This is a genomic window from Janthinobacterium sp. GW821-FHT03A03 (assembly GCF_059421435.1).
In genome coordinates this window covers 94,596-118,224 of sequence record NZ_JBWKUZ010000012.1, presented here as the reverse complement: position 1 = coordinate 118,224, position 23,629 = coordinate 94,596, and the positions used below count along the sequence as shown (strand labels likewise).

General features: G+C 62.5%; 21 protein-coding genes and 1 other RNA gene. 2 read left to right on the top strand and 20 right to left on the bottom strand.

From position 1 onward, the window contains the following. Positions 1-69 precede the first annotated feature (69 nt). Complete coding sequence (locus tag AC07VI_RS20345) at positions 70-579, top strand: DciA family protein (RefSeq protein WP_086145322.1); 510 nt, start codon at positions 70-72, stop codon at positions 577-579. A 140-nt stretch (positions 580-719) separates the two neighbouring features. Here the strand turns inward: AC07VI_RS20345 and lpxC are convergent, their stop codons facing one another. From lpxC to AC07VI_RS20330, 3 genes are all read right to left on the bottom strand, one after another. After that, positions 720-1,655, bottom strand: a complete 936-nt coding sequence (lpxC, locus tag AC07VI_RS20340) for a UDP-3-O-acyl-N-acetylglucosamine deacetylase (protein WP_086145321.1) — start codon at positions 1,653-1,655, stop codon at positions 720-722. 75 nt (positions 1,656-1,730) lie between these two features. Further along, positions 1,731-2,573, bottom strand: coding sequence for a DMT family transporter (locus AC07VI_RS20335; protein ID WP_086145355.1), 843 nt, complete (start codon positions 2,571-2,573; stop codon positions 1,731-1,733). 165 nt (positions 2,574-2,738) lie between these two features. Beyond that, entirely contained in the window at positions 2,739-3,509 is a 771-nt protein-coding gene (locus AC07VI_RS20330) for a helix-turn-helix transcriptional regulator (RefSeq protein WP_086145320.1), read from the bottom strand. Between the two features lie 104 nt (positions 3,510-3,613). Between AC07VI_RS20330 and AC07VI_RS20325 the strand changes: the two genes are divergently transcribed. Then, positions 3,614-4,381 carry a class I SAM-dependent methyltransferase gene (locus tag AC07VI_RS20325; protein ID WP_086145319.1) on the top strand — a complete coding sequence of 256 codons (768 nt, stop codon included), beginning with the start codon at positions 3,614-3,616 and terminating at the stop codon, positions 4,379-4,381. Between the two features lie 49 nt (positions 4,382-4,430). Here the strand turns inward: AC07VI_RS20325 and AC07VI_RS20320 are convergent, their stop codons facing one another. The 17 genes from AC07VI_RS20320 to rnpB form a co-directional block, all read right to left on the bottom strand. After that, the gene (locus AC07VI_RS20320) at positions 4,431-4,937 is read right to left on the bottom strand and encodes a peroxiredoxin (protein ID WP_086145318.1); all 507 of its coding nucleotides are present in this window, start codon (positions 4,935-4,937) and stop codon (positions 4,431-4,433) included. Between the two features lie 184 nt (positions 4,938-5,121). After that, a complete protein-coding gene (gene ftsZ, locus AC07VI_RS20315) occupies positions 5,122-6,330 on the bottom strand; it encodes a cell division protein FtsZ (protein ID WP_086145317.1) in 1,209 nt (402 codons plus the stop codon). Between the two features lie 152 nt (positions 6,331-6,482). Further along, positions 6,483-7,715 carry a cell division protein FtsA gene (gene ftsA / locus AC07VI_RS20310; protein WP_010394955.1) on the bottom strand — a complete coding sequence of 411 codons (1,233 nt, stop codon included), beginning with the start codon at positions 7,713-7,715 and terminating at the stop codon, positions 6,483-6,485. Between the two features lie 49 nt (positions 7,716-7,764). Then, the gene (locus AC07VI_RS20305; RefSeq protein WP_492992560.1) at positions 7,765-8,583 is read right to left on the bottom strand and encodes a cell division protein FtsQ/DivIB; all 819 of its coding nucleotides are present in this window, start codon (positions 8,581-8,583) and stop codon (positions 7,765-7,767) included. 1 nt (position 8,584) lies between these two features. Further along, positions 8,585-9,553: a D-alanine--D-alanine ligase gene (locus tag AC07VI_RS20300; protein WP_086145314.1), complete on the bottom strand. Its 969-nt coding sequence runs from the start codon at positions 9,551-9,553 to the stop codon at positions 8,585-8,587. A gap of 1 nt (position 9,554) precedes the next feature. Next, entirely contained in the window at positions 9,555-10,958 is a 1,404-nt protein-coding gene (murC, locus tag AC07VI_RS20295; protein WP_086145313.1) for a UDP-N-acetylmuramate--L-alanine ligase, read from the bottom strand. 10 nt (positions 10,959-10,968) lie between these two features. Beyond that, positions 10,969-12,063 (bottom strand): undecaprenyldiphospho-muramoylpentapeptide beta-N-acetylglucosaminyltransferase, encoded by a 1,095-nt coding sequence (murG, locus tag AC07VI_RS20290; protein ID WP_086145312.1) that lies wholly within the window; start codon positions 12,061-12,063, stop codon positions 10,969-10,971. After that, the gene (gene ftsW, locus AC07VI_RS20285; protein WP_086145311.1) at positions 12,060-13,271 is read right to left on the bottom strand and encodes a putative lipid II flippase FtsW; all 1,212 of its coding nucleotides are present in this window, start codon (positions 13,269-13,271) and stop codon (positions 12,060-12,062) included. Before ftsW ends, murG begins: the two co-directional genes overlap by 4 nt. Beyond that, positions 13,271-14,839, bottom strand: coding sequence for a UDP-N-acetylmuramoyl-L-alanine--D-glutamate ligase (gene murD, locus AC07VI_RS20280; RefSeq protein WP_492992557.1), 1,569 nt, complete (start codon positions 14,837-14,839; stop codon positions 13,271-13,273). The genes ftsW and murD overlap by 1 nt, the downstream gene beginning before the upstream one ends. Next, positions 14,839-16,014 carry a phospho-N-acetylmuramoyl-pentapeptide-transferase gene (gene mraY, locus AC07VI_RS20275; protein ID WP_034748886.1) on the bottom strand — a complete coding sequence of 392 codons (1,176 nt, stop codon included), beginning with the start codon at positions 16,012-16,014 and terminating at the stop codon, positions 14,839-14,841. The genes murD and mraY overlap by 1 nt, the downstream gene beginning before the upstream one ends. Positions 16,015-16,016: 2 nt before the next feature. Next, complete coding sequence (locus tag AC07VI_RS20270; protein ID WP_099375313.1) at positions 16,017-17,447, bottom strand: UDP-N-acetylmuramoyl-tripeptide--D-alanyl-D-alanine ligase; 1,431 nt, start codon at positions 17,445-17,447, stop codon at positions 16,017-16,019. Beyond that, positions 17,447-18,961 carry a UDP-N-acetylmuramoyl-L-alanyl-D-glutamate--2,6-diaminopimelate ligase gene (locus AC07VI_RS20265; protein WP_099375314.1) on the bottom strand — a complete coding sequence of 505 codons (1,515 nt, stop codon included), beginning with the start codon at positions 18,959-18,961 and terminating at the stop codon, positions 17,447-17,449. The genes AC07VI_RS20270 and AC07VI_RS20265 overlap by 1 nt, the downstream gene beginning before the upstream one ends. 8 nt (positions 18,962-18,969) lie before the next feature. Beyond that, the gene (locus AC07VI_RS20260) at positions 18,970-20,748 is read right to left on the bottom strand and encodes a peptidoglycan D,D-transpeptidase FtsI family protein (RefSeq protein ID WP_070222497.1); all 1,779 of its coding nucleotides are present in this window, start codon (positions 20,746-20,748) and stop codon (positions 18,970-18,972) included. Further along, positions 20,748-21,017, bottom strand: a complete 270-nt coding sequence (gene ftsL / locus AC07VI_RS20255; protein ID WP_010394930.1) for a cell division protein FtsL — start codon at positions 21,015-21,017, stop codon at positions 20,748-20,750. Before ftsL ends, AC07VI_RS20260 begins: the two co-directional genes overlap by 1 nt. Then, a complete protein-coding gene (rsmH, locus tag AC07VI_RS20250) occupies positions 21,014-21,991 on the bottom strand; it encodes a 16S rRNA (cytosine(1402)-N(4))-methyltransferase RsmH (protein WP_086145306.1) in 978 nt (325 codons plus the stop codon). The genes ftsL and rsmH overlap by 4 nt, the downstream gene beginning before the upstream one ends. A gap of 9 nt (positions 21,992-22,000) precedes the next feature. After that, positions 22,001-22,429: a division/cell wall cluster transcriptional repressor MraZ gene (gene mraZ / locus AC07VI_RS20245; RefSeq protein ID WP_086145305.1), complete on the bottom strand. Its 429-nt coding sequence runs from the start codon at positions 22,427-22,429 to the stop codon at positions 22,001-22,003. Between the two features lie 660 nt (positions 22,430-23,089). Continuing rightward, positions 23,090-23,451, bottom strand: an RNA gene (gene rnpB, locus AC07VI_RS20240) — RNase P RNA component class A. Positions 23,452-23,629 lie beyond the last annotated feature (178 nt).

Here is a 23,629-nt window from a genome sequence, read left to right as displayed (position 1 = left end):
GGCCTGCCCGCCTGCGCCGCCCTCGCCGCCGCCCTCGTCATGCGCGGGCGAGTGTGCTATGTTTCGGCCATGCGAACTCCCACATATTCTCCGGCACCACGCCGCGGCTACGGCTTTGCCCGTTCAGGCCCGGCCGTCACGGGCGCAACCGATTTTCTGCGCGGCAACGCCACGATGGCTTCCTTGATGCCCACCGTCACGCGCCTGGCCGCCCTGCAAAAAGATTGCGCCAAGGCATTGCCGGCGATGTTCGAGCATTGCGACATCCTGCAATTCGAGAGCGGCCAACTGGTACTGGCTACGCCGAACGCGGCGCTGGCGGCCAAGCTCAAACAGCAATTGCCGAAATTACAAGGAGAACTGGAAAAGAAGGGCTGGCAGATTTCAGGCATCAAGCTGAAAGTGCAGGTCATCAAGAGCATCGCGCCCATCGTGCATACGCGAGCGCTGGTGTTGCCGGAAAAAGCCATGTCGGCCCTGGAAGAACTGAGCACGGCCCTGCCGCCATCGAAGCAGAACGAGCAATTGATCGCAGCGCTGCGCAACATGGTGCGCCACCACCGCGAACCAAAAGATTAAGAACACCATGCGGCGTCTTGACACCTCAGAAAACCGTAGCGAGCGGGCCTAGTTCTGGTCAAGAAGCGCAACTGCGCTAGAGCACAGTGAGCATCGCAGGCCGGAAATCGGCCCGCGCAGTAGGTTTAATGAGGCGTCCCTCAAGTAAGCGACCACTCGCGCTCCATCTGGCGCAGATACGATTGAGGCGCCGCCTCGTTGGTGGCGAACGAGACGATTTCATACGCATCCGGCTGTTCCAGCAGCGCCAGCAGCAACTGGTTGTTCAGCGCGTGGCCAGACTTATGCGCCGTGTAGTACGCCAGCAGCGGGTGGCCCACCAGGTACAGGTCGCCGATGGCGTCGAGAATCTTGTGGCGCACAAACTCGTCTTCATAGCGCAATCCATCGGCGTTGAGGATGCGGTATTCATCCATCACGATGGCGTTTTCCAGCGAACCGCCCCGCGCCAGGCCCATGCCGCGCAAGCTTTCCACGTCCTGCATAAAACCAAAAGTGCGCGCGCGCGCCACGTCATGCACGTACGATACGTCGCCAAAGTCAACGGAGGCGCGCTGCATCGTGCCATCGACGGCCGGGTGGTTGAATTCGATGAAGAAATCGAGCTTGAAGCCGTCGTACGGCGACAAGCGCGCCCATTTCTCCGCGTCTCCCTTGCCATGACGCACTTCCACGGGCTTGATGACCTTGATGAATTTCTTCGGCGCCTGCTGCTCTTCCACCCCGGCTTGCTGCAGCAGGTAGACGAAGGACGAGGCGGAACCGTCCATGATGGGAATTTCTTCCGCATTCACGTCGATCACCATATTGTCGATGCCGAGGCCGGCAGCGGCCGACATCAGGTGTTCCACGGTAGACACCCTGGCGCCGTCCTTGATCAGCACGGACGCCATGCGCGTATCGCCCACTGCCATGGCGCTGGCGGGAAATTCCACGACAGGATCAAGGTCGATGCGGCGAAACACGATGCCCGTGTCGATCGCGGCGGGACGCAGGGTCAGCTCTACCTTGGTTCCTGAATGCAAGCCGACACCAATGGTGCGGACCAATTGTTTGATAGTACGTTGTTTTAACATCTGTCGATTATATCTATTTGCCGGATTTTCGTTGCGGCGCGGCATGGACCACACCAGAAAAACCACATTCGGCCGTCATGGATGCTCGCTTTCCGCATGCACGGCTTCGCGCCGCACCAGGTAAATGCCGCTGCCGATGATGATGGCCGCACCGACCAGCGTGTATTCGTCAGGCAAGGCACGCCACAGCAGCCAGTCCAGCGCCATGCCCCAGGCCAGGGCCGAATATTCGAACGGCGCCACACTCGACGCCTTGCCATGGCGAAACGCCTCCGTGATGGCCAGTTGCCCCAGGAAGCCGCTCAGCGACAAGCCCGCCAGCAGCCACCAGTCTTCGCGGCGGATGTCGACCCACTCGTGCGCCGACAGGGCCACGCCGCCGGCCGCCATCATCACCATCAGCCAGAACACCATGCTTTCGCTGGCGTCCGTGCGGCTCAGGATGCGGCCCGTGACGGCGGAAATGGCGTAACAGGCAGCCGAGCCGAGCACGGCCAGCCCGGCCAGCGAAAAGAAGCCGGTACCGTCGGGGCGCAGCGCCACCAGCACGCCCAGGAGACCGACGGCGATGGCGCACCAGCGGGCCAGGTCGACTTTTTCCTTCAGAATAAACACCGACAGGACCGTGATCAGCAAGGGGGCGACGAAGAACAGCGAATACGCCTCGGCCAGCGACATGCGTTTCAAGCCGTAGGCGAACAGGGTAATCATCAGCACGCCCAGCGCGCCGCGCAGCACATGCAGCGGCCAGCGCACCTTCAGCACATTCTTGAAGGCGCCGCGGTACAGCAGGTACAGGCAAACGAGCGGCAAGGACGACAACGCGCGCAAGGCCGTCACCTGCATGGGCGGATAATGGGCGGACAACAGCTTCATGGCTGTGTCCATCAAGGAAAACATGGCGACGGCGACCAGCATCACATAGATGCTGCGCAGGTTAGGATTGCGGGATATCAGGACAGACTCCTGGCGAAAGAGCGGGACCGTCATCATGGCGACGGCCGGAGCCAGGACAGGATGGCAAGGCCAAGCGGTCAGTCCGATTATAACAAGCGCGGCCGTTTTACATTTTCAAAGGAGCAACTACACGGACAGCAGCATCACCAGCTTCAGTTCGTGCTGACGCGCCAGGTGCAGGGTCACCTGATGGTAGCTGAGCATCCCCTGCAGGGGATGCTGGAAGCGGCGCACGCCCCCATCGCGGCCCTGTACCTGCTGCGCGCCCCACCACTGGCGAAATTCAGCACTGGCGTCGGCCAGCTCCGCGATCAGGCCGGCCAGCGGCGCCTGGTCCGCCTGGCGGCCGATATCGGCGCGAAACTCCGCCACCAGCCGCCGCGCCCGCTCGGGCCAGCCAACGACCAGGTCGCGCGCGCCAGGCTCCAGGAACATGAAGCGCAGCTGATTCGGCGCGGCCCCATTGCCATGCAGCCAACCCGTAAACAAGGCGGACGCCGCGCCGTTCCACGCCACGGCGCTCCATTCGCGGTCGAGAATGTAGGCGGGCGCGTCGATGGCGGCGACGATGGCGGCCAGCTCGGCGGCAGCAGGGCCCTCGCCCTCGCCTGTTCCATGGCTGGGGTCATGTTTGTCGGCCACCTCGAACAGATAGGCGCGCTCGGCCGCGCTCAGCTGCAGCACCTGCGCCAGGCGAGACAGCATCTTCGCCGACGCCGACACGGGCCGCCCCTGCTCCAGCCACGTCAGCCAGGTGGGACTGACATCGCACAGCTGGGCCAGCTCTTCGCGCCGCAAACCGGGCGTGCGCCGGCGCCCGCCACCGGGCAAACCGGCCATGACGGGGGTGACGGCTTCGCGCCGTGCGCGGATGAATTCAGCGAGTTTGCTCGACATGACAAGGATGCATGGTAGTGGATATACCAGTATAAGTTATGGTCTTGTTACAGGATAATTTTATCCCTATTCTGCAGGAACTCACCCATCAACAGGAGAACACCATGCAGCAGCACGATGTCGTTACCGAACAGTTTGGCAAGACGGCCAATGCCTACCTGAGCAGCGCGGTCCACGCGCAAGGGGCCGACCTGGTGCTGATGCAGGAATGCGCGCGCCGCCATGGCAGGCCGGCCGTGCTGGATCTGGGCTGCGGCGCCGGCCATGCCAGCTTCGCCGTCGCTCCCGTGGCGCAATCGGTCGTCGCCTACGACCTGGCGCAGCCCATGCTCGACGTGGTGGACCACGCCAGGGCGCAGCGCGGGCTGCATAACATCAGCACGCAGCAGGGCGACGTGGCCCGGCTGCCGTTTGCCGACGCCAGCTTCGACATGGTGGTGACGCGCTTCTCCGCCCATCACTGGAACGACGTGGCGGGAGCCTTGGCCGAAGCGTGGCGCGTGCTGCGCCCGAACGGCACCTTGCTGGTGGTCGATATCGTGGCGCCGAAGACGGCCCTGTACGACAGCACCTTGCAGGCGGTGGAAATGCTGCGCGACGCCTCGCACGTGCGCGACTACCGCACCTGCGAATGGGGCGCCAAGTTCGACAGCGCCGGTTTCACGCACAGCTTGCGCAGCGTATGGAAGCTGACCATGCAGTTCGACGAGTGGGTGGCGCGCATGCGCACGCCGACCGAGCGCGTGGCGGCCATCCGCAACCTGTTCGATGGCGCGCCCGAGGAAGCCAGAAGATATTTTGCGCTGCAGGACGACTATTCGTTCAGCATCGACGCGGCCATGTTCGAGGCAACGAAACCGTCGGTGCAGTAAACGTAAAAACGGCGCCCAAGGCGCCGTTTTTTCATGCTGCGAACAACGCTTAAGCCAGCTGGCCCAGCAAGGTTTCCGCATTCGACACTTCAAACTTGCCGCCTTGCTCGATGTTCAATTGCGTCACGACGCCATTGTCGACCAGCATCGAGTAGCGCTGCGAGCGCGTGCCCATGCCGTACTTGGAAAAATCGGCGTCCAGGCCCAGGGCCTTGCTGTAGGCGGCATTGCCGTCAGCCATCATGCGCACGACGCCGGTGGCTTTCTGGTCGCGGCCCCAGGCGCCCATCACGAAAGCGTCGTTGACGGAGATGCACCAGATTTCATCGACGCCCGCCGCTTTCAGGTCGGCAGCGTGCTGCACGTAGCCGGGCACGTGCTGTGCGGAGCAGGTCGGGGTGTAGGCGCCGGGCAGGCCGAAGATGGCGATCTTCTTGCCCTTGACCAGGTCTTGCACGTTGAACGTGTTCGGGCCCAGTGCGCAACCTTCGGTTTCGCTTTCGATGAATTCGGCCAGGGTGCCTTCTGGCAGGGTGTCGCCGATCTTGATGGTCATGTTGACTCCTTGTGTACTGTCGGTTGAGGATGCTGCCGGCATGATGCCGACACTGCGCGATAGTATGCCTGACTTGCCGTATTTGTGCAGAAAGTGGGCGGAAAGGCAAAGTCAAAAGTCAACAAACGGCAAAAAAAAACGGCGGCCCTCAGGCCGCCGTCATCGTTACTGACATCAGATCACCTTAATCTGCTTGCTTGCGCAGGAACGCTGGAATATCGTAGGTTTCCATGCCATTCTTTTCCATCGCGCGCACCTGCTCGGAAGCCGATTCGCGGCGCCATACTGCCGGCGCCTTCATGCCGTCGAAACCGGCTGCCGGCGTGGCCACGCCAACCGTCGTCGTCGCCGCTTGCGCGCTACCCATGGCAGCCGACGGGGTCAGCGGGCTGTTGTGGGTGCCGGTGCGCAGCACTTGCTGCGGTACCAGCTGGATGTTTTTCTTCGCGCGGCCCAGGCCCGTGGCCACCACGGTAACGCGGATGTCGTCACCCATGGCGTCGTCGTAGGCGATACCTTGCGCGATCGACGCGTCCGGCGCGGCAAACGCGCGCACGGCAGCCATGACTTCCTTGATCTCTTTACCTTTCAGGCCACGGCTGGCCGTGACGTTGACCAGCACGCCACGCGCGCCAGAGAGATCAATGCCGTCCAGCAGTGGCGAAGCGACAGCCTGTTCGGCGGCGATGCGCGCGCGGTCGACGCCGGAAGCCGTTGCCGTGCCCATCATGGCCTTGCCCTGCTCGCCCATGATGGTTTTCACGTCGTTGAAGTCGACGTTGATATGGCCAGGTACGTTGATGATCTCGGCGATGCCGGCCACCGCGTTGTTGAGCACATCATCGGCGTGCTGCATCCACTCCAGCATGCTTTCGTCTTCGTAGATCTCTTCCAGTTTTTCATTGAGGATGATGATCAGCGAATCGACGTGCAGGGACAGCTGCTCCAGACCTTCGTCAGCGATGTCCATGCACTTCTGGCCTTCGTACGAGAATGGCTTGGAGACCACGGCCACCGTCAGCGCGCCCAGTTCCTTGGCCACTTCGGCCACGATAGGAGCGGCGCCCGTGCCCGTGCCGCCGCCCATGCCGGCGGCGATGAAGACCATGTGCGCGCCGCGCAGCGAATCGGCAATGCGTGCGCGCGATTCTTCAGCCAGCTGGCGGCCGACAGCAGGCTTCATGCCGGCGCCCAGACCGGTATCGCCGATCTGGATGATGTTGTCGGCCTTCGATGTCGACAGGGCCTGTGCATCGGTGTTGGCGGCAATGAACTCCACTCCCGACATGCCTTTGTTGATCATGTGTTGGACTGCATTGCCACCCGCACCGCCGACGCCGACGACCTTGATGACGGTACCTAAAGCTGTGTTATCGACCATATCGAACTCCATGATGTGCTCCTATCAGATGCGGTTTCCAAGCGCCAGGCCTCATATTGGTAGGAGAACTGGAGATTGAAAACTGCGGTTAAATATAAAATAAAGTTATGTGTGTACCTGCGTTGCTGCCAAAAAACCTGACCTGCCGGGCCTGAAGTACGCCCTTAAAAATTTCCCAAAAACCATTCTTTCATGCGCTGCCAGACTGCCTTCACCGAACCGTCCTGACGCGTCACGATATGGCCGCGCAGGTATTGCTTCTTCGCTTCCAGCAGCAGACCCAATACCGTGGCATAGCGCGGACTGCGCACCACGTCGGCCAGCTGGCCCCGATACTCTGGCGTGCCCAGGCGCGCCGGTTTCAGGAAGATGTCTTCCGCCATTTCCACCATGCCGGGCATGATGGAGGTGCCGCCCGTGAGCACGATGCCCGATGACAGCACGCCTTCGTAACCGGATTCGCGCACCACCTGGTGCACCATGGCGAACAGCTCTTCGACGCGTGGCTCGATCACTGCCGCCAGCGCCTGGCGCGACAGGTTGCGCGGTCCGCGGTCGCCCAGGCCCGGCACTTCCAGCGATTCGCCAGGATCGGCCAGGACCTGCTTGGCCACGCCATAGCGGATCTTGATTTCTTCCGCTTCCGCGGTCGGGGTGCGCAAGGCCATGGCGATGTCGTTGGTGATCTGGTCGCCGGCGATGGGAATGACTGCCGTATGGCGGATCGCGCCATCGGAAAATACCGCCACATCGGTCGTGCCGCCGCCGATATCGATCAGCACCACGCCCAGTTCCTTCTCGTCGGGGGTGAGCACCGCATCGGCGGACGCCATCGGCTGCAGGATCAGGTCCGACACTTCCAGGCCGCAGCGGCGCACGCACTTGACGATGTTCTGCACCGCCGACACGGCACCGGTGACGATATGCACCTTCACCTCCAGGCGAATGCCGCTCATGCCGATAGGCTCGCGCACATCTTCCTGGCTATCGACGATAAACTCTTGCGGCACCGTGTGCAGCAATTGCTGATCGGTCGGAATGTTAACCGCTTTTGCCGTCTCGATGACGCGCGCCACGTCGGTCGCCGTTACTTCCTTGTCCTTGATGGCCACCATGCCGCTGGAATTGAAGCTGCGGATATGGCTGCCCGCAATGCCCGCGTACACATTGCGGATCTTGCAGTCGGCCATCAGCTCGGCCTCTTCCAGCGCGCGCTGGATGGACTCAACCGTGGCCTCGATATTGACCACCACGCCTTTTTTCAGGCCCTTCGATTCGTGCTGGCCCAGCCCGATCACTTCGTGGCGCCCGTCGGACATCACTTCGGCTACCACCGCCACCACTTTCGAGGTGCCGATGTCGAGGCCGACGATCAGGTTTTTCGCGTCTTTTGTCATTTCTTTCGCCTAGTTTTTTGGGCTATTAATTGATTAATTGATGATTCGGTCAAGTCGGTTTTTTAATCGGACTGCCATTTTTCTTCCTGATCGCTGGCGCCGGCCTGCCACCCTTGCCTTCGGCCGGTATTACCAGGCCGGCGGAGCTGAGCGCCAGGCCATTCTGATAGCGCATATCGATCGTGTCGATATTTTCCAGCCGGCTCGCCAGTTGCGGGTAGATGCCCACCAGCCGCTCGACCCGCGCCTTCAGTGTCGTATGATTCTGCTCGCGTCCCAGCGCCACGCTCATGCCGTTATCCAGTTTCACCGTCCACGCATAGCGGCTCGACAGCGACAGGGTTTCCGGCACCATCTTCAACGGCGCAAACCACTTTGCCAGCTGCACGTAGGTGGCCAGCACTTCCTTCTCGCTGCCATCGGGGCCGGCGAAAGCAGGCAATTCATGGTCGTCTTCAGCTTCGGCCACATTGGCCGTAAACACGTCGCCCTTGACCGACAGCAGGCGTCCATCCTCGCCCCAGGTACCCAGCGCCTCGTGTTCTTCCAGCGCCACGATCAGCTGGTTCGGCCACTCGCGGCGCACACTGGCGCGGCGCACCCAGGGCACCGATTCAAACACGCCGCGCACGCTTTCCAGGTTGGTCGTGAAAAAATTTCCCTTGATGCGGCCCTGCGTGCCGCTGCGCAGTGTCAGGTAATTCACATGGCGCAGGCCCTTGTCGTCCGCGCTTTCCACCTTGATCGTGCGCAGGTCGAACATGGGACGTTGCGACACCCACCAGACGCCGGCGGCCACGCACACGACCAGTACCGCGGCCAGCAAGCCGTTGGCAGTCGTATTGAGGCTTTTAGCGTCATGCCACATATCAGCGCTGTCCCTTGTGCATTTTCAGGCTTGCGCCGGAAACGATTTCCAGGCACAGGTCTTCATAGCTGGTGCCTTCCGCGCGCGCCGCCATCGGTACGAGCGAGTGCCCCGTCATGCCCGGCGAGGTATTCACCTCCAGCAGGAACAGCTTGCTGTCGGCCGCGCGCATCAGCACATCCACACGTCCCCAGCCTTCGCAGCCGAGGGCGCGGTAAGCTTCCAGGGCGATGCGTTCCATCTCGGCCACGATCGCCTGGTCCAGCTGCGGCGGGCAGAAATACTGCGTATCGTCCGTGAAGTACTTGTTCTGATAGTCGTAATTGCCTTGCGGAGCGACGATTTCGATCGGCGGCAGCGCGCGCGCCGTGGCGCCTTTGCCCAGGATCGCGACGGTGAATTCGCGGCCCTTGATGAACTCCTCGGCCAGCACCGAATCATCCAGGCCGGCAGCGATATCGTAGGCGGCCTGGAAGTCCGATGCCTCGTTGACGGTCGTGATACCGATGCTTGAACCTTCGTGCGGCGGCTTGACGATCAGTGGCAAGCCCAGTTCCGCGGCGACCTTGGCCAGGTCGGAGCTGTCGTCCAGCACCGCATACTTCGGCGTCGGCAGCTGGTGCATCAGCCAGATCATCTTGGTGTAAACCTTGTCCATGCCGACCGAACAGGCCATCACGCCGCTGCCTGTGTAGGGAATGCCCAACTGTTCCAATGCGCCCTGCAGACTGCCGTCTTCGCCGAAGCGGCCGTGCAGCGCGATGAAGACGCGGTCAAATTTTTCTGCGGCCAGTTCGGCCAGGCTGCGTTCGCCCGTGTCGAAGCCATGCGCATCCACGCCATGGCTTTTCAGTGCGGCCAGAACGCCTGCGCCGGACATCAGCGACACTTCGCGCTCGGCCGAGCGGCCGCCGAACAGGACGCCGACCTTGCCCAATTGTTTTACGTCGATAGCTGAAGCTTGGTTCACGTCAGGCCTTTACAGTGTTGGATTGATACGTTGTCAGTTGTTGCGGGATGCCGCTGATCGAGCCCGCGCCCATGGTCAGCACGACGTCGCCATCGCGCGCCACACTCATGATGGTATCGGCCATGTCGGTCATGGACTCGACGAAAATCGGTTCGATCTTGCCCCGCGCGCGCAGCGCATGCGCCAGTGCGCGGCCGTCGGCGGCGACGATAGGCGCCTCGCCCGCCGCATACACTTCGGACAAGAGCAGTACGTCGGGCGCACCGAGCACCTTGACGAAATCCTCGAACAGGTCGCGCGTGCGGCTGTAGCGGTGCGGCTGGAAAGCCAGCACCAGGCGGCGGCCAGGATAGGCAGCGCGCGCGGCGGCCAGGGTCACTTCCGTCTCCACCGGATGGTGGCCGAAATCGTCCACCAGAGCGAAGCTGCCGCCGTTCGGCAACGCCACATCGCCGTAGCGCGTAAAACGCCGGCCCACGCCGGAAAACTCGGCCAGGCCCTGCTGCGTGGCGCTGTCGGCAATACCGATTTCGCGCGCGATGGCGATCGCCGAGCAGGCATTCTGCACATTGTGCATGCCGGGCTGGTTCAGCACCACGTCGAGGTCGGGATAGCCTTCCTGCAGCACCGTGAAATGCATTTCCAGGCCCACGGCGCGCGCGTTGATGGCGCGCACTTGCGCATCTTCCGCAAAACCGTAGGTGGTGACGGGCTTGGTCACGAACGGGATGATGGCGCGCACGTGCGGATCATCGATGCACAGCATGGCACGGCCATAGAACGGCAAGCGGTGCGTGAACTGCACGAAGGCCTGCTTGAGCTTTTCGAAATCGTGCTCGTAGGTGTCCATGTGGTCGGCGTCGATGTTCGTGATCACTTCGATCATCGGGGTCAGATTCAGGAACGAGGCATCCGATTCGTCGGCTTCGGCTACCAGGTAGTCGCCAGAACCGAGCTTGGCGTTCGCTCCGGCGCTGGTCAGGCGTCCACCGATGACGAAAGTCGGGTCGAGACCTCCCTGCGCCAGCACGGAAGCGACCAGGCTGGTGGTGGTCGTCTTGCCGTGCGTGCCGGCGATGGCGATGCCGCGTTTCAAACGCATCAACTCACCGAGCATCACGGCGCGCGGCACCAGCGGAATCTTGCGCGCGCGCGCGGCCGCCACTTCCGGATTGTCTTGCGGGACGGCGCCAGACGTGACTACCGCATCGGCATCGCCGATGTTCTCGGCCGCGTGGCCGAGCATGACGGTCGCGCCCAGGCTCGCCAGGCGCTGCGTCGCCGCATTGCTGCCCAGGTCGGAGCCCGACACCTTGTAGCCGAGGTTGACCAGCACTTCGGCGATGCCGCTCATGCCGCTGCCGCCAATGCCGACAAAGTGGATATTGTTTACTTTATGCTTCACAGAGCTAACCTCATGCCAATTTTTCCAATACGTGTGCGATCGCCTCATTGGCGTCGCGCTTGCCTGCTGCCAGTGCCGCCTGCGCCATCTGCTGGCAGGTATCGCGACTCAGCGATGCCAGCAGTGCACTCAGCGACGCCGCACTCATTTCCGTCTGCGGCAGATGAATCGCCGCACCTTGTTTTTCCATCCATTGCGCGTTGTCGCGCTGGTGGCTGGTGGTCGACGCCACCAGCGGCACGAGCACGCTGGCCACACCAGCCGCCGTCAATTCCGACAGGGTGATCGCGCCTGCGCGGCAAATCACCAGGTCGGCCTCGGTATACGCCCTGGCCATGTCGTCGATGAAGTCGACCACGTTGGCCTGCACGCCCGCCTGCGCATACGCGGCGTGCAGGGCGTCGATATTCTTCTTGCCCGACTGGTGCGTCACCAGCGGACGTTCGCCCTCCGGCATCAGCGCCAGCGCGGCGGGCAGATTGTCATTCAGTGCTTTTGCGCCCAGGCTGCCGCCCACCACCAGGACGCGCAACGGGCCGCTGCGGCCCGCGAAACGGGGCGCCGGCGGCGCCATGGCCAGGATCTCTGCGCGCACGGGATTGCCCGTGACGACGGCCTTGCCGGCGGCACTGCCGAAATCGGCGGGAAAGCCGAAGCACACCTGCTGCGCCAGCGGCACCAGGGTCTTGTTCGACAACAGCAGCGCCGCGTCGGCATTGACCAGCACCAGCGGCACGCCCTTCAGGCGCGCCATCAGGCCGCCCGGCACGGTGACGTAGCCGCCCATGCCCATCACCACGTCCGGCTTGCGGCTGGCGATGAAACGACGGATGGCAAAGAAGCTGGCCAGCATCCTGAAGCCGCCCTGGATGGTGTGCCCCAGGCCCTTCCCGCGCATGCCGGAGAATGCAATGGCATCCATGGGAATGCCGCTTTTCGGCACCAGTTCCTGCTCCATGCCATGGGTCGTGCCCAGCCAGCTCACTTCCCAGCCGCGCGCGCGCATCGTCTGCGCAATCGCCAGGCCAGGGAAAATATGGCCGCCGGTGCCGGCCGCCATGATCATCAGTCGTTTATTCGTTTTCAAGTTCGTCGCGTTGTTCATAGCCGGCCTCCGCGCATCAGGATCCGGTTTTCGTAGTCGATGCGCAGCAAAATCGCCAGGCCGATACAATTAATCAGTACGCCCGTGCCGCCATAACTCATCAAAGGCAAAGTCAGGCCCTTGGTCGGCAGCAGGCCCAGGTTCACGCCCATGTTGATGAAGGTCTGCACGCCGATCCAGATGGCGATGCCCTTCGCCGTCAGCCCGGCAAAGGTTTGGTCGATGGCGATCGCCTGGCGGCCGATGTCGAACGCCCGCTTGATAATCCAGTAGAACATGCCGATCACAACCAAGACGCCCACCAGGCCCAGCTCCTCGCCGATCACGGCCAGCAAAAAGTCCGTATGCGCTTCGGGCAGGTAATGCAGTTTTTCCACGCTGCCGCCCAGACCCACGCCAAACAGCTCACCACGGCCGAAGGCGATCAGCGAGTGCGTCAGCTGATAGGCCTTGTTCAGCGCATTGTCTTCCTGCCAAGGATCGAGATACGCAAAAAACCGCTCGCGGCGGAATTTAGACAAGGCGATGATGGTGACAAAGATCGCCGTCAGCATGGCGCCGATGCCGCCGAACCAGATGGCGTTGACGCCGCCCAGGAACAGAATGCCCATGGCGATGCAGACGATCACGCCGAAAGCCCCCAGGTCGGGCTCCATCAGCAGCAGCAAGCCGACAAAACTGACGGCCAGCGCCATCGGCATGAAGCCCTTGGTCAGCTTGTGCATGTATTCCTGCTTGCGCACCGTGTAGTCGGCCGCGTACAGCACCATCACCACTTTCATCAGCTCGGACGGCTGCGGGCGCAGGCCAGGCAAGTTCAGCCAGCGGCGGCCGCCGTTGACAGATACGCCCAGACCTGGTATCAGCACCATCACCAGCAGCACCAGGGTGCCGATGAACAGCCACGGCGCCATCTTCTGCCAGGTGGCGATGCGGATGCGGAACACCAGCGCGCCGGCAATGACCGACACGCCGATGAACAACGCCTGGCGCACGACAAAATAATTGTTCGTATAGGCGGCAAATTTACGCGCATCGGACAGCGAAATCGACGCCGAATACACCATCACCATGCCCAACAGCATGAGCAGTAGGACCACCCACACCAGCGGCTGGTCGTACTCCATCATCTTCGACTGCCGCGCGCGGCCATCCAGCGGCTTGACAGCCGAGCCGGAACCGAAGCTGAAGGGCAGTTGAAAGGCCATCAGATATCCTGTCCGTTTTCCAGGGCGATATCGCGCACGGCGTCGACAAACACCTGCGCGCGGTGCGCATAGTTCTTGAACATGTCCAGACTGGCACATGCGGGCGACAGCAGCACGCAATCACCGGCCAGCGCCAGGCTGCTGGCACGCTGTACGGCTTCCGGCAAGGTAGCGCAATCGATGATATCCACGCCGGCCGGCTCGAGCGCCTCGCGCAAGGCTGGCGCGTCGCGCCCGATCAGCACCACGGCACGCACGTAGCGCGAGACCGGTTCAGCCAGCGGCGAGAAATCCTGGCCCTTGCCGTCGCCGCCTGCGATCAGCACCAGGCGCTGCTCCGCGCCGCCAAAGGCTTTGCCCAGCCCAAACAAGGCCGCCACGGTGGCGCCCACGTTCGTGCCCTTGCTGTCGTCGTAGTATTCGACTTCATTCACGGCCGTGATCAGCTCCACCCTGTGCGGCTCGCCCTGGTATTCGCGCAGGCCGTGCAGCAGCGGAGCGAATGGCAGGCCAATAGCCCGGCACAGGGCCAGCGCCGCCAGCGCATTCGAAGCATTGTGCTGGCCACGGATTTTCAGCGCATCAGCCGGCATCAGTTTTTTCGCCGTCGTCGGCACCGGTTCCGGCGCCGGGTCGTTCTTTCTACGTTTTTTCTCGATCACTTCTTCGCTGGGCACCGCTTGCGCCAGCCAGAAGATGCCCCGTTCATTGACCAGGCCAAAGCTGTCGGCTTCCGCCGGCTCGCCCGTGCCGAAGGTAATCGTTTCGGTCAGCGGATCGGCCATGCGCATCACGGCCGCATCGTCGCGGTTCAGGATGCGTACGGTCTGGTCGCCGAAGATGCGCGCTTTGTCAGCGGCATAGGCAACCATGTCGCCATGCCAGTCCAGGTGGTCCTGCGACAGGTTCAAGACCGTGGCCGCATCGGCCTGCAGGCTGAACGTCGTATGCAGCTGGAAGCTGGACAGCTCGAGGATCCACGCCTGCGGCAGGGTACTGACGACGGATTCCGCCGCTGCCTCGCCTTCGGCGTCTGCTTCTGCGACAGGTTGCGGCGCAGGCTCGGCATCGAGCACTTCGCGCAGCACGTCCAGCGCGGCCGGACTGATATTGCCGGCCACGCGCGTGGCCAGGCCCGCGCGCTCGCACAGCAGCCCCACCAGGCTGGTCACAGTCGTCTTGCCATTCGTGCCCGTGATGGCGATGACTTTCGGCGCATAACCGCGTTCAGCCTTGAGCGCGGCCAGGGCCTGCGCGAACAGTTCGATCTCGCCCCACACAGGGATACTCTTTTCAGCAGCGGCAGGCGCAATCTGCGCCAGTTCGCGGCCCGGCGCCAGGCCAGGGCTGACGGCGACGAAATCGACGCCATCAAGCAGGTCGGCCGTGAACGCGCCGGCGATGAACTGCGCCTGCGGCACGGCGGCCTGCAGCGCGGCCAGGCGTTCAGGCGCCTCGCGCGTATCGGCCACGCGTACGGCAGCACCGCTGCGGGCCAGCCACAAGGCCATCGCCAGCCCCGATTCGCCGAGGCCCAGTACCAGTGCGGTTTTAGCGTCGTACATCATCAGCGCAGCTTCAAGGTGGTCAGGCCGAGCAGCACCAGCATCATGGTGATGATCCAGAAACGCACGACAACCTGCGTCTCCTTCCAGCCTTTTTGTTCAAAATGGTGATGCAATGGCGCCATCAGGAAGACGCGGCGGCCAGCGCCATAGCGCTTCTTGGTGTACTTGAACCAGACGACCTGGATGATCACGGACAGCGTTTCGACGACGAAGATGCCGCCCATGATGAACAGGACGATTTCCTGACGCACGATGACAGCGATGGTGCCCAGTGCGCCGCCCAGTGCCAGCGCGCCCACGTCGCCCATGAACACTTTCGCAGGGTGTGTGTTATACCAGAGGAAGGCCAGGCCGGAACCGGCCAGCGCGCCGCAGAAGATCACCAGTTCGCCGGCGCCAGGGATGTGCGGGATGAACAGGTAGCGCGCATACGTGGCGTTGCCCGTCAGGTAGGCGAACAGGCCCAGCGCCGTCCCCACCATCACGGTCGGCATGATGGCCAGGCCATCGAGACCGTCCGTGAAGTTGACGGCGTTACTGGTGCCGACGATGACGCAATAGGTCAGCGCAATGAAGCCCCACACGCCCAGCGGATAGCTGATGGTCTTGAAGAACGGGACGATCAGGTCGGCCTTGGGTGGCAGGTCCATGGCAAAGCCGGACTGCACCCAGGCGTAGATCAGATTCCACACGTGGCCCGCGTCCGGTTCCGAGACGGAGACGGAAAACGCCAGGTAAAACGCGGCGACGATGCCGATCAGCGACTGCCAGAAGTATTTTTCGCGCGAGCGCATGCCTTCCGGATCCTGGTGCACCACCTTGCGGTAGTCGTCGGCCCAGCCGACGGCGCCAAAGCCCAGGGTGACGATCAAGACCGGCCAGATGAAGCGGTTCGACAGGTCGGCCCACAGCAAGGTGGAAATGCCGATGGCGATCAGGATCAGCACACCGCCCATGGTGGGCGTGCCGTGCTTTTTCAGGTGCGTTTGCGGGCCATCCGTACGCACGGCCTGGCCGACCTTCATGCGCGTGAGCATGCGGATCACGGCGGGACCGGCACACAGGCCAATCAGGATCGCCGTCAGAGTGGCAAAGACGGCGCGGAATGTGATGAAGTTAAAGACCCGCAGTGGGCCAATGTCGTCCTGGAAATAATGAGCGAGCCAGAGCAGCATGATTAGTGAGCTTCCTTGTTTTTGTTGTTTGAACCAATCAAATGCTGCACGGCCCGTTCCATCTTCATGAAGCGGGAGCCCTTGATTAATACTGTTGCATCCGAACGGCCGGACAGACGCGCATCGAGCGCCGCCAGCAAACCGTCGAACTGTTCAAAATACTCCACGACCGTGCCTGATTCCTGGCTGGCGGCTGCCTGCGCCGCATTCACCAGATGGCGCGCCAGGCCGCCCGTCGCCAGCACGTACTCAATGCCTTTGGCGGCGGCGTAGGCGCCGATCTCTTCGTGGAACTGCTGCCCCTGCGTGCCGACTTCGCCCATCTCGCCCAGCACCAGGATGCGCGGTGCCGCGGCCTGCGCCAGCACGTCGATGGCAGCGCGCGCCGAATCCGGATTGGCGTTATACGTGTCGTCGATGATGGTGGCGCCGTTGGCGGCACGTTTTTTCTGCAGGCGGCCGTTCACGGGAGCGAACGTCTCCAGGCCCTGCTTGATATGTTCGATGGAAATGCCGGTGCCCACGGCGCATGCCGCCGCAGCCAGCGCATTGCGCACATTGTGTTCGCCTGCCGCCTGCAAGCCCACAAGGAACTGGCACAAGCCGCCGTCCTGCGCGCGCACGCTGACGAACATGTCGCTGCCAAAATCCTCGGCTGCGCGGTGCGTGCAGCTGACGTCCGCCTCTTTCGACAGGCCGAAAGTGATGACGGCGCGCGCGCCGGCCAACTCGCGCCACAGCGCCGTAAATTCATCGCCATGCGGGAAGACGGCCACGCCGTCATCGGCCAGGGCCGCCAGCGCTGCGCCGTTCTCGCGCGCCACCGCTTCCACCGTATGCATGAATTCCTGATGCTCGCGCTGCGCGTTGTTGACCATCGCCAGGGTCGGCGCGGCAATCGCCGCCAGGCGCGCGATTTCGCCAGGATGATTCATGCCCATCTCGATGACGGCCGCCTTGTGCTGCTCGCTCAGGCGGAACAGGGTCAATGGCACGCCGATTTCGTTATTCAGGTTGCCGCGCGTGGCCAAACGGCCCTCTTCGCCAAAGGCCGCCGCCAGGATCGAGGAAATCATTTCCTTGACGGTAGTCTTGCCATTGCTGCCGGTGACGCCGATGACGGGCAGGCTGAAACGGCCGCGCCAGAAATTGGCGATGCGGCCCAGCGCGGCCAGGGTATCGGGCACCACGATGGCTGGCACCTCGGCGCTGTCCCAGCCTTCAGGCAGGCGCTCGACCACTACGGCGGCGACGCCGCTGGCAGCCACCTGCTCGAGGAAATCGTGGGCGTCGAAACTCTCGCCGCGCAGGGCGACGAACAGGGAACCGGCTGGGGCGCTGCGGCTGTCGGTGGAGACGCCGTCAAAAACGGCGTCGCCCGTCAGCTGCGCACCGTGCAGCACCTGCATCAGTTCTGTCAGGGTGCCGCGCATCAGTTCGTCCTCATCATGGTCAGGCGCGCGGACAGCGCCAGCTGCGCATGGTCGGCGTCGGAGAACGGCAGTTTCTTGCCCTTGATTTCCTGATACGGCTCATGGCCCTTGCCCGCCAACAGGATCACGTCCGGCTTGGCCGCGTGCTTGATGGCCGACAGGATGGCGGCGGCGCGGTCTTCGATGGCCTGCGGCTGCGGGCCATCGGCACGCATGCCGGCGACGATCTGCGCGATGATGGCGTGCGGGTCTTCGCTGCGCGGATTGTCGCTGGTGACGAGCACGTGGTCGGCCAATTGCGCGATGGCGCCCATCTGCGGACGCTTTCCCGGATCGCGGTCGCCGCCGCAGCCGAACACGCACCACAGCTGGCCGCCCCGTTCCTGCGCCACCTGGCGCAAGGCGGCCAAGGTTTTTTCCAGCGCGTCCGGCGTGTGCGCGTAATCGATGACGACCATCGGCGCTTCCTGGCCGCCCACCTGCTGCATGCGGCCCGGGGCCGGCTGCAAGGATTCGATGCCGTCGATGGCCGCGCGCAGGCCCGTGCCGTGCGCCAGGAGGGCGCCCAGCACGGCCAGCGCATTGCTGATATTGAAATGGCCGACCAGCTGCGTCTTCACCAAGGCCACGCCCAGCGGGCATTCCAGGTGGAAGTCGGTGCCGGCATTGCGGCTGCGGAACTGGCTCGCGCGCAGCATCAGCACGCCAGGCAGGTCAGGCAAAGCCAGCGCATCCTGCAAGGTATAGCCGATGACCGGGAATTCGCCGGCCAGCTTGCCCTCCACGTGGCGCGCCAGGCGCAAGCCCATGGCGTCGTCCAGGTTGATAACGGCCGTTTTCAGGCCCGGCCAGTCAAACAGTTTGACTTTCGCCGCCTCGTAGGCCGCCATGTCGCCGTGGTAATCGAGGTGGTCGCGCGTCAGGTTGGTAAACATCGCCACGTCGAAATGCATGCCGGCCGCGCGTTCCTGGTCCAGGCCGATCGACGACACCTCGATGGCGACGGCTTGCGCGCCGGCGTCGCGCATGACGGCGAGTTTTCGCGCCAGCAGCACGGCGTCCGGCGTGGTGTAGCCAGTCACGTCGAATTCGATCGCGCCGCGCGGCTTGCACAGGCCCACGCCCAGGGTACCGATGACGGACGAGGTCTTGCCGAGGCGCGCCAGCGCCTGCGCCAGCCACAGCGCGCAGGAAGTCTTGCCATTCGTGCCCGTCACCCCGGCGCTGAACATGGCGCTGTCGGGCAGGTCATAGAACGCATGCGCAACAGGGCCGGCCAGGTGCTTCAAGCCGGTCACGGCCAGGTGCGGCACGGTCCAGGCAGCGTCCCAGGAAAAGCCCGTATCGTCAAACACGATGGCCGCGGCGCCCTGCTCAACGGCGGCGCCGATGAAATGCGTGGCGCCCGCGTAGGCGAAAAACACGTCGCCGCGCTGCACGCGGCGCGAATCGGACGTCAGCTGCCCGGACGGGGCAGCCGTTTTGATCCACAAACTGATGTCTTGTATGGTCATGAGTGACTTCACATGGCCTCCGGACCGGCATTGGCCGGGACCACGATTTCGGTAACGGAGGAATCGGGCGGTACGTTCATCGCGCGCAGCGCGTTGGTCGCAATCGCCGCGAAAGCGGGAGCGGCAACCTGGCCGCCATAGTGTGCCGGGCCGGTAGGTTCATCAATCATCACGGCAATGATGAAGCGCGGCGCCGACATCGGCACCATGCCCACGAAAGAGCCGATGTATTTGCGCGGCATCGCGTAACGGCCGTTTTCCACCTTGTAGGCGGTACCCGTCTTGCCGCCCACGCGGTAGCCGGCGACCTGGGCGCGCTTGGCCGAGCCGTGCGCGCCGGAGACCACCAGTTCGAGCATGGCGCGCATGTCGGCGGCCGTCTTCGGCTTGATCACCTGCTGGCCCACGGGCAGTTCATTGACCTTCTGGAACGACAGGGGAATCGTGTCGCCGTCGCGCGCAAACATCATATAAGAACGCGCCAGCTGGATCAGCGACACGGAAATGCCGTTACCGTAGCTCATGGTCGCCTGCTCCACCGGGCGCCACGATTTATATGGACGCACGCGGCCCGCCACGGCGCCGGGGAAGCCCCATTTCGGCTGCTGGCCGAAGCCCACTTTGGTAAACATTTCCCACATTTCCTGCGACGGCATGCCCAGCGCGATTTTCGACGTGCCGATGTTCGACGACATTTCGATGATCTCGGAGACATTGATCACGCCGTGCGGTTTGGTGTCCGTAATCGTGCGGTCGGCGATGGTGTAGCGGCCCGGTCCCGTGTCGATCAGGGTGGTCGGCTTGACCCTGCCCGTGTCGAGCGCCAGCGAGACCGTAATCGGTTTCAGGGTCGAACCGGGCTCAAAAGTATCGGTCATGACGCGGTTGCGCAGCTGCTGGCCCGTGAGCTTGCGGCGGTCGTTCGGGTCGTAGCTGGGGTAATTGGCCAGGGCCAGCACCTCACCCGTGTGCACGTCGAGCACCACGGCGCCGCCGGCCTTGGCGTTGAATTTTTCCACCGCTTCCTTCAGCTGCGTGAAGGCGATGTACTGGATCTTGCTGTCGACGGACAGGGTCAGGTCCTTGCCGTCGTGCGGTTCGTGGATGAAGCCGATGTCTTCGACGATGTGGCCCAGGCGGTCCTTGATCACGCGGCGGCTGCCGGTGGTGCCGACAAGGGTTTTCTGCTGCGCCAGTTCCATGCTTTCCTGGCCCACGTCTTCCACGTTGGTAAAGCCCACCACGTGGGTCATCACTTCGCCCTGTGGATAAAAGCGTTTGTATTCCTTGCGCTCGTCGATGCCGTCGATGCCCAGCTTGGAAATCTTGTCGGCTACATCCATCTCGACCTGGCGTTTCAGGTACACGAAGCTGCGGTCCGAATCGAGCTTCTTGCGCAATTCGTTGACGTTCATTTCCAGCAGGCCGGCCAGCGCATTGATTTTCTCGGGCGACGCCTGCAGCACGTCGTCGGGAATGGCCCAGATGGCTTTCACAGGGACGGACGAAGCGAGCACCTGGCCATTGCGGTCGGTGATCTTGCCGCGCGTGGCCGGCAGTTCCAGCGTGCGCTCATAGCGCGCCTTGCCCTGCTTTTGCAAAAACTGCGTCGACACGCCCTGCAGCCACAGGGCGCGCGCGCCCAGGCCGGCGAAAGCGAAGAACAGCAGGAACAGCACGACGCGCGAACGCCAGACGGGCAGACGCACTGCCAGTACGGGATTCTTCGAGAATGGCACGCCCTTCGACGCCGCCACCCGGCCATTGCTGTTACCGCCCAACTTCATTATTCGCCCTCCGTCAGGTATTGCGTGCGTGCCGCCGTCAGCGGCGTCATGCTCAGGTCGCGCCGTGCGATCGCTTCGATGCGTTCATGCTTGCCCAGCGTGGACTGGTCCAGCTGCAGCTGCGCCCAGTCGATGTCGAGCTGGCGCGACAGCGCTTGCGCGCGTTCCAGGTCGATCAGCAGGTGGCGCGACTGGTACTGCGCGTTCACCAGGGACAGGCCGCAGCACACCAGCAGGGCCGACAGCACGACACACAGCTTGCCAGTCATCGGGCGCCGCCATTTGCAGGGGCGGCCAGCGGCAGGCGCTGCGCCACGCGCATCACGGCCGAACGCGCACGGGGATTAGCCTCGATTTCGGCGTCGGACGGCTTCATTTTCGAAATCAGCTTCATTTCCGGCTGCGGCAAATCGACCGCGCGGATCGGCAGGCGGCGGTCAGGCTGCTCCACGTTCGCCTTCGAGGCGAAGAAGCGCTTGACCATGCGGTCTTCCAGCGAATGAAAACTGATCACGGCCATGCGCGCGCCGGGCGCCAGGCAGGCATATGCCTGGTTCAGACCGATCTCGAGGTCCTCGAGCTCTTTGTTAATGAAAATGCGTATGGCCTGAAAGGTGCGGGTAGCGGGGTCCTTACCCTTCTCGCGGGTCTTGACGGCGCCTGCCACGATGCCGGCAAGCTGTCGTGTGCTTGAAATTGGCTGGACTGCCCGGCCAGCAACAATCGCCTTTGCAATCTGAAAAGCAAACCGTTCTTCCCCATAATCGCGTATCACCTTTTCTAAATTCTGCTCGGTTTCCACGGCCAGCCACTCGGCCGCGGAAATGCCGCGCGTGGTATCCATGCGCATGTCCAGCGGTCCGTCGTTGCGGAAGCTGAAACCGCGCGCCGCATCGTCGACCTGCGGCGAAGAGATGCCCAGGTCGAGCAGGATGCCGTCCACCTGCTGCACGCCGCGCGCGGCCAGGCTGGCCGTCATGGTGGCGAAACTGTCATGGACGATTTCAAAGCGAGGGTCGCCGATCTGTTCGGCCGTGGCGATGGCCTGCAAATCCTTGTCGAAGCCGATCAGACGCGCGTCAAGCGCCAGGCGCGAGAGGATCAGGCGGCTATGGCCGCCGCGGCCAAACGTGCCGTCGACGTAAATGCCGTGCGCGCGCTCGCCCGTCAGGTCGAGCGCATCGACCGCTTCATCGAGCAGCACCGTGCGATGCTGAAATTCCGGCACCGTGAGTTGTGTCATTACGGAGCCTTAGAAAGAAAAATTGGAAAGTACATCGGGGGTGCCGGCATCGATCGCCTGCTGTTCTTGTTCGGCCAGTTTGGCGGCATCCCATATTTCAAAGTGGCTGCCCATGCCGATCATCATCACTTCGCGCGACAGCCCGACGGCGTTGCGCAATTCAGGAGAGATCAGCACGCGGCCAGCCGAATCCAGCTCGACGTCGCAGGCGTTGCCGAGGAAGATGCGCTGCCAGGCGCGCGCCGACATGGGCCAGGTGGCGATTTGCTGGCGGTGGCTTTCCCACACGGGACGGGGGAAAAACAGCAGGCAACCATCAGGGTGTTTGGTCAGAGTCAAGCGGCCTTCGCATTGGATCGCCAGCGCGTCACGGTGCTTGGCAGGGATAGACATCCTGCCTTTGGCATCGAGATTGATTGCGGACGCGCCTTGAAACACGGAAGACCTTTTTGAGCTGGGGTTGCGACGCCTTGGCGTCACGCCGGGAGGGAAAATTTCCCACAAAAATACACTTTTTCACACAGTTGCCCACTTTAGAGTAAGCAAAGATAGTGGTCAAGCGGTTTCCGATTGGCAAAACAGGAATTTTATTAATGAAATTAAGGACTTAGCGCATATCGTTGAAGGAGTCTCAAATAAAAATATATCGATAAATTAGATACTTATGAAAGATAGTGAATGTGGTACCTCATCTGCACACATGTGTTTTCCTACCGTAAACATCGAAAAAAACGAAATCAGAAAATTGAATTTTTTACAGTTAGTTGACACATGACAATACTTTCGTCATCCAGACACAACAGCAATCAGTCACAGCAAAAGACTTGGTTTAAAGCAAAAAATCATCACCCATGGCGCGTATCGGCTCTGTTTTCCGGGGCTGACCTGACGCAGGAAAACTATTTTTGCAACGCAGCAATTAATTGTAAATGAGAAATTTTAACCAATTGTCTATCTTAGTTGTATATACAACTTTATCTTGATCGTTGCACTTTCAGAAACAAAAAAAGCCCCTTTGCGGGGGCTTTTGGGTCGTGCCGGCGATGCGAACAGCACCGCCGCCGAACACCCCCAGGCATGCCGGAGGGCAAAGAATTCAAGTGAAGCAGGCCGGTAGGCCGGATTTTGTTACGGCGCCTTCCCTTGCAGGTTGGCGCTATGACAGTCATTCCTCTAGGCGCCAGATTACTCGGGCGCTCAAGCTTTCTACCCGCACGCTCCGCGAGCAGCATCATCGCGTGCCTATTTGAAATTGCACCAGGTGGAGGTTACCGCGTTTCACCGTAACTTAATACGCTCGTCTCTGTGGCCCTATTCCTCGCCTTATACTCCCCCGGCATACAAGTACGCCGGGGCGGCTTTCGACGGACGGCCGTTAACCGTCACCCCGCTCTATGGAGTCCGGACCTTCCTCCCGCCAGCGCATTGCTGCGCCGGCCAGCGACTGTCTGGCCTGCTTCACCCGCCATTGTACCGCGCCGCAGCATGTTTCTGCAAAAATGCCGCTCCCGGGACGGCTGCGGCTCGCCGGCGCTCGCGCGCCGGGGGATTGTGTAATTCGGTGTCGCCATTTCAAAAGCCGGGCCAAATCGGCTCACATAGAATGGCGCAAGCTGCCTGCATACCCAGCGCATGCGC